Below are 5,496 nucleotides of genomic sequence, written 5' to 3'. Positions count from 1 at the left end.
CAGAGGGCCGCCCGATCTCGCGCCAGTCGCCCCAGGCCATCGTCGACCGGGTGCTGGAGCTCCCGGAGGGCAGCCGATGAGGGCGCCGGTGGGGACGGTGGACCCCGCCGGGACCACCGGGTGGAACAGTCCCCCGGCCTCCGCCTCGACGTCCACGTCCACCTTGTCGGTCGCCAGCCTCAGCAGCGCGTCGCCCTCCGCGACGGCCGCGCCGACCGGCACGAGCCATTCGTCGATCGTGCCTTCCTGCATGGTCAGACCGATCTTCGGCAGCAGAACCTCGACCGCCATGTCGGTCACGACCTTTCGAGCAGGCGCCGGCAGCCCTGGGCGATGCGGGCGCGGTCGGGGACGTACGCCTTCTCCAGGACCGGCGAGAAGGGGACGGGTGAGAAGGGAGCGCCGATGCGCAGCACCGGCGCGTCCAGGTAGTCGAAGACGGAGTCCTGGATCTGGGCGGCGATCTCCGCGCCGAGTCCGCCGAAGGTGACGGCCTCGTGCACCACGAGCACCCGGTTGGTGCGGCGGACGGAGGCGAACATCGTCTCGGTGTCCAGGGGCTGCACGGTGCGGGGGTCGATCACCTCGATCTCCATGCCCTCGGCCGCGAGTTCGTCGGCCGCCGCGAGGGCCTCCCCCACCATGCGGCCCAGGGCGATCACGGTGACGTCGGAACCGTGCCGTGCGGTGTGCGCCCGGCCGAGCGGGATGCCGTAGATCTCCTCGGGCACCTCGCCTGTGCTGCCGAGCAGGACCTTGTTGAGCATGATGACGACCGGGTTGTCGTCCCGGATGGCGGAGACGGTCAGGCCCTTGGCGGTGTACGCGTCGCAGGGCATCACCACCTTGAGGCCGGGCACGTGGGCCAGCCAGGCCTCCAGGCTCTGGCTGTGCTGGGCGGCGGCACCGAGGCCGGCTCCGGAGGCGGTGGTGATGGTGAGGGGCACGGACAGCGCGCCGCCGAACATGTACTTCATCTTTGCCGCCTGGTTGACGATCTGGTCGAGGCAGACGCCGATGAAGTCCATGAACATCAGGTCGACGACGGGTCGCAGGCCCCGGGCGGCGGCTCCCACGCCGAGGCCGACCAGTGCGGCTTCGGAGATCGGGGTGTCGATCATGCGGCGGGGGCCGAACTCGTCGAGCAGGTTGTCGAACATGCGGAAGACGCCGCCGTATCCGGCCACGTCCTCGCCGGCGACGAAGACGTTCTCGTCCTCGCGCATGGCCTGGGCCAGTCCCTCGTTGAAGGCCTTGACGTAGGACAGTGTGCGGGGGGCGGCGACCGGGGGGAGGGCCGGTGCCTCGGTGGTGGTGGTCATGGCGGTCATCCCGAGTAGACGTTGAGCAGCAGGTCGGCGGGGTCGGGCAGCGGGCTCGCCTCGGCGTACGCGATGGCCTCGGCGATCTCGTCGCGCGTGCGCTGCCATGCGTCGTCCAGCTCCGCCCGGGTCGCGGTGCCTTCGGCTACGGCTTGGGCTTCGAGCAGGTCGATGGGGTCGCGGGCCTTCCACTCGGCGACCTCCTCGTCGGAGCGGTAGGGGTGGCGCAGGCCCTTGACGCCCTGGTGGTCGTAGTAGCGGTAGGTCTTGGCCTCGATCATCGTCGGGCCCGCGCCGGACCGCGCTCGTTCGACGGCTTCGCCGGCGGCCCGGTGGACGGCGACCGCGTCCATGCCGTCGACGATCACGCTGGGCATGCCGTAGGCGGCGGCGCGGTCGGCGACATCGGTGAGCAGCATGTGCCCGGACTGCGGGGTGAACTCGGCGTAGCCGTTGTTCTCGCAGACGAAGACGACGGGCAGGCCGAGGATCGCGGCCATGTTGGCACCCTCGTGCCAGGCGCCGATGTTGGTGGCGCCGTCGCCGAAGAAGGTCACGGCGACGCTGTCCTCGCCCTTGTACCGGGCGGCGAACGCGGCGCCCACGGCGATCGGGACACCCGCCCCGACGATGCCGTTGGCGCCGAGCATGCCGCGGCCGAGGTCGTTGATGTGCATGCTCCCGCCGCGGCCGAGGCAGGCGCCGGTGACCCGGCCGTACAGCTCGGCGTACATCTCGCGGAAGCCGACGCCCTTGGCCACGGCGTGCCCGTGGCCGCGGTGGGTCGAGGTGATCTGGTCGTCGTCGCGCAGGGCCGCCATCACGCCGGCGGCGATGGCTTCCTGGCCGACGTAGAGGTGCAGGAAGCCGGGCAGTTTGCCCGCCTCCATGAGCTTTCCCGCCTCGGTCTCGAACAGCCGGATACGCACCATGCGTTGGTGCAGGTCCTTGATGACCTGCGCGGATACCTTCGACGCCGTTGACGCTCGTTGAGCCATCGTCCGCCCCTTCGTCCGAGGGAGGTTGCCGACCCATCGGACTTACTAGTGCCGGTCTACAGTAACCAGCAGGGGGCACCTTACTGAACAGCGTCTCTAATTACTATGCCCCGGATCCGGGTCGCCGGCGCGGGCGTCCACCAACTCCACGACGTTGCCCTCCGGATCGGCCCCCAAGCTGATCCGTCGGCCGCGCGCCCGGACGACGACCGGGTCCGACAGGGGCCGGGCGCCCGCGGCCGGCAGCGCCGCCACCAAGGGAGCCATGTCGTCGAAGTGGAAGGTGAGATACGACAGTCCCGGGCGCCCGGCCGGCGAGGCCGCCACGCGCGCCGCCACCCGGCCCGACCGGGGAAGGATCAACTTGACACACCCCCCGGCGGGCACCTTCAGCCAGACGACCAGCAGCTCGCCGCCGAGCCCGGCCGGGCCGCCGACCGACTCCGGAACGCGCGAGCGGCGCTCGGTGCGGCAGCCGAGCGCGTCGCAGTAGAAGCGCTCCATCAGCTCCAGATCCCGCACCACCACGCCCACCTCGAACGGCAGGGTCATGACCATCACACCCACCCCCATAGGACACCGGGCGGCAACTTCGCCACTTTCTATTGACAGGCCACACTAAGTCCTGTTCTCGTTTCGGACACAGCCCAGCTGTCGCATTCCGAAGCCGGTCACCGGCTCGCGGCTGGGAGGATTGTGAGGACATCGTGGTCCAGATCAGTTCGCCGGAGATTCGGGAGACGGACGCCGGGCCGAGGTCGTCGGTCCCGGCCCCCTCGGCCCCCTCGGCCCCCTCGGCCCCCGAATACTCGTCGTGGATCAGCCAGGACCGGTCCACCGACGCCGCGTCCCTGGCGATGCGGCGGGAGGCCGCCGAACTCGTCGAGCGTGTGATGGCGCACTACCGCGACCACACGACGCACGAGGCGGACGAGCAGTGGACGGAACCCGTCGCCCATTACCTCGACGCCGACCGCTGGCGGCGCGAGACGGACGCCGTCCACCGCAGCGTCCCCCTGCCGCTCGCCATGTCCTGCGAGCTTCCGGGGCCGAACACCTACAAGGCGATCGACGTGCTCGGCATCCCCGTGCTGATCACCCGTGACCGGCAGGGCGCCGTGCACGCGATGATCAACGCCTGCCGGCACCGGGGGGCCAAGCTCCTCGAACCCGGCTGCGGGGTGTCGAAGCGGCTCACCTGCCCGTACCACTCCTGGTCGTACGACCTCGCCGGAGAGCTGCGGGGCGTGTACGCCGAGAAGACCTTCGGCGAGGTGCCGCGCGAGGGCCGCAGCCTCGTCAGGCTCCCGGCCGGGGAGCGCGCGGGGATCGTCTTCGTCTCGCTGGACCCGGCGGCCGAGCCCGACCTGGACGGCTGGCTGGGCGACCTCCAGCCCCTGCTGGAGGGCCTCCGGCTGGCGGAGTGCCACCACTACGCCACCAGCGAGCTGACCAGTCCCAACTGGAAGGTCACCCTCGACGGGTATCTGGAGACGTACCACTTCGCCTCCCTGCACCCGAAGACGGTGTTCGAGACGAACCTCTCGAACATGATGGCGCACGACACCTGGGGCCCTCACCAGCGCATCGCGCCGGCCCTGCGCCCCATCGCGCGGGCGGTCGAGCTGCCGCCGGACCAGCGTGACCCCGGGGACTGCGTCGGGCCCATCTACTGGCTCTTCCCCGGCCTCGCGATCGCCGGCGGCTGGCGCCAGAAGATCGCCGTCTCCCTGGTGCTCCCCCGCACGGCGACCGAGTCGGTGACCCAGCAGATCATCCTGCTGCGGGAACCGGCGGTCACCGAGGAGGAACGCCAGGCCGCCGACCGGTTCGGCGAGTGGTTCCACGAGGTGGTCCGCGACGAGGACTACGCGACCACCTACGGAGTCCAGCAGGGCCTGGAGGCCCTCGACGGGACCGACTTCGTCTTCGGACGCAACGAGCCCGGACTCCAGCACTTCCACCGCACCATTCACCAGCACCTGGACACGAGCGCCCCCAGAGCCGCCAGGTGAGCAACCAACAACACTCGCGGGAGAACACCATGGTGGCTACGGGCAGTCTCGACGGACGTGTCGCGGTGATCACGGGCAGCACACGCAGCATCGGACGCGCCATCGCCGAGGCCTTCCTGGCCGACGGCGCCACGGTCGTCGTCAGCGGCCGCAGCGAGGTCAAGGGCAAGCAGGCCCTGGAGGAGATGGACGCCGGGGACCGGGCCGTCTTCCACCCCTGCGACGCCAACAGCCAGGAGGACATCGAGGCGCTCGCCGACTTCGCCGCCGAGCGCTTCGGCAGACTCGACATCTGGGTGAACAACGTCGGCGGCAGCTCCGGCTTCGCCCCGATCCACCAGCTCAGCGACGAGGCGTGGCACGACGCCCTCAACCTGAACGTCAACGGCTACTTCTACGGCACCCGCCGGGCACTGCCGAAGATGCTGGAAGGCGGCTGGGGCCGCATCATCAACATCTCCTCGGTGGAGGGCAAGCAGGCCAACAAGCCCGCGATCAGCCACTACATCACCAACAAGCACGCCATCCACGGCCTGACCAAGGCGACCGCCTTCGAGTACGGCACCCAGTAACGGCCGCGAGCTGGAAGACCCGCATTACGCTTACAAGTTGGATTGGCTGGCCAAGCTGCGCGACGACGCGGAGGGCTGGCTCAAGCAGGATCCCGATGCGCAGATCGCCCTGGTCGGCGACTGGAACGTCGCTCCCACGGACGACGACGTCTGGGATCCCGCGTTCTTCGAAGGCAAGACCCACACGTCCGAGCCGGAGCGAGCAGCGTTCACGGCGTTCACCGAGTCCGGGTTCGCGGACGTCGTTCGCCCGTACACCCCCGGCCCTGGCGTGTACACGTACTGGGACTACACGCAGCTTCGCTTCCCGAAAAAGCAGGGCATGCGAATCGACTTCATCCTCGGCTCACCGGCATTCGCAGCCCGCGTCGAAGCAGCCGAGATCGATCGAAACGAGCGAAAAGGCAAGGGCGCCAGCGATCACGCTCCGGTGATCGTGAATCTGGGAGCCTGATCGTCTGTTCGTAGTTGCCGGCGGCTAGTCCTCGACGAGCAATTCCAGGTACTCGGGATGCTCGCCGAGGTACCGCTGAAGGCCGGCGGCGCGTTCTCCGGTCAGCAGTTCGGTGCCGGGGACCTCCAGCGGCAC

The 5,496-nt window shown here is 69.7% G+C and carries 6 protein-coding genes and 1 pseudogene; 3 read left to right on the top strand and 4 right to left on the bottom strand.

Features of this window, described 5'->3' with window-relative positions:
- Positions 1-135: 135 nt before the first annotated feature.
- The 4 genes and pseudogenes from ABT116_RS51060 to ABT116_RS38935 form a co-directional block, all read right to left on the bottom strand.
- A pseudogene (locus tag ABT116_RS51060) lies at positions 136-252 on the bottom strand (lipoyl domain-containing protein); the annotation flags it as partial.
- Positions 253-296: 44 nt separating this feature from the next.
- Positions 297-1,322 (bottom strand): alpha-ketoacid dehydrogenase subunit beta, encoded by a 1,026-nt coding sequence (locus ABT116_RS38945; RefSeq protein ID WP_351644349.1) that lies wholly within the window; start codon positions 1,320-1,322, stop codon positions 297-299.
- A gap of 5 nt (positions 1,323-1,327) precedes the next feature.
- Positions 1,328-2,320, bottom strand: a complete 993-nt coding sequence (locus ABT116_RS38940; RefSeq protein WP_351644346.1) for a thiamine pyrophosphate-dependent dehydrogenase E1 component subunit alpha — start codon at positions 2,318-2,320, stop codon at positions 1,328-1,330.
- A 96-nt stretch (positions 2,321-2,416) separates the two neighbouring features.
- Positions 2,417-2,872 (bottom strand): VOC family protein, encoded by a 456-nt coding sequence (locus tag ABT116_RS38935; RefSeq protein ID WP_351644343.1) that lies wholly within the window; start codon positions 2,870-2,872, stop codon positions 2,417-2,419.
- A 155-nt stretch (positions 2,873-3,027) separates the two neighbouring features.
- Between ABT116_RS38935 and ABT116_RS38930 the strand changes: the two genes are divergently transcribed.
- Genes ABT116_RS38930 through ABT116_RS38920 form a run of 3 tightly spaced genes read left to right on the top strand, consistent with a single transcriptional unit; the run spans position 3,028 to position 5,361 of the window.
- Positions 3,028-4,335: an aromatic ring-hydroxylating oxygenase subunit alpha gene (locus ABT116_RS38930; protein WP_351644341.1), complete on the top strand. Its 1,308-nt coding sequence runs from the start codon at positions 3,028-3,030 to the stop codon at positions 4,333-4,335.
- Positions 4,332-4,907, top strand: a complete 576-nt coding sequence (locus tag ABT116_RS38925; protein ID WP_351644338.1) for an SDR family NAD(P)-dependent oxidoreductase — start codon at positions 4,332-4,334, stop codon at positions 4,905-4,907. Before ABT116_RS38930 ends, ABT116_RS38925 begins: the two co-directional genes overlap by 4 nt.
- Before the next feature lie 10 nt (positions 4,908-4,917).
- Positions 4,918-5,361: an exodeoxyribonuclease III gene (locus ABT116_RS38920; RefSeq protein ID WP_351644354.1), complete on the top strand. Its 444-nt coding sequence runs from the start codon at positions 4,918-4,920 to the stop codon at positions 5,359-5,361.
- Positions 5,362-5,496: the final 135 nt, after the last annotated feature.

It is taken from the genome of Streptomyces sp. NPDC002130, from assembly GCF_040296465.1.
Lineage (GTDB): Bacteria > Actinomycetota > Actinomycetes > Streptomycetales > Streptomycetaceae > Streptomyces.
This window is presented reverse-complemented; position numbering and strand designations above follow the sequence as displayed.

What these genes read in the sequence shown, in the direction of transcription:
- ABT116_RS38945 (WP_351644349.1), bottom strand. Translation starts at nt 1,322, where the DNA reads ATGACCACCACCACCGAGGCACCGGCCCTCCCCCCGGTCGCCGCCCCC.
- ABT116_RS38940 (WP_351644346.1), bottom strand. Translation starts at nt 2,320, where the DNA reads ATGGCTCAACGAGCGTCAACGGCGTCGAAGGTATCCGCGCAGGTCATC.
- ABT116_RS38935 (WP_351644343.1), bottom strand. Translation starts at nt 2,872, where the DNA reads ATGACCCTGCCGTTCGAGGTGGGCGTGGTGGTGCGGGATCTGGAGCTG.